This window comes from Vibrio sp. 10N.222.52.B7 (genome assembly GCF_041474275.1).
In the GTDB taxonomy this organism is placed as follows: Bacteria; Pseudomonadota; Gammaproteobacteria; order Enterobacterales; family Vibrionaceae; genus Vibrio; species Vibrio crassostreae_C.
Genome location: NZ_JBFRTU010000766.1, coordinates 1 through 367 on the forward strand (window position 1 = coordinate 1; position 367 = coordinate 367).

A 367-nucleotide genomic window follows, 5' to 3' on the forward strand; every position below is an offset into this window, starting at 1 on the left:
ATCCCACGCTCGACCGACGTTGTTACCATTCTGATGGGATAGCACTACAAGACGGCGACAAAATGCTGTCGATGCTGTCTTTAGCCCCATACCGAACTTACCTAACGATTTAGGATTGTCACGGCGTGGCGAACCATAACGCATTGCATTTCGTAGTTGTTCTTCTGACATCCCATCACCATTATCGCTAATGATGACTCTGAACTCTCCATACATATACTGGAGTTCGACTTCAATTTGAGTTGCATTAGCCGCTATTGAATTGTCAATAATGTCCGAAAATGCAGCCTCTTTGCTATAACCGGTATCACGTAAACTTTCGACTAATCGAGCCGCTGACGGGCGAAAATCATCTTCTTCTGGTAGT

The 367-nt window shown here is 45.0% G+C and carries 1 protein-coding gene; it reads right to left on the reverse strand.

What is annotated here, in order from left to right; translation table 11 throughout:
- The coding region (locus tag AB4512_RS25200; protein ID WP_372176193.1) for an ATP-binding protein at positions 1 to 367 on the reverse strand (367 nt) is incomplete at both ends.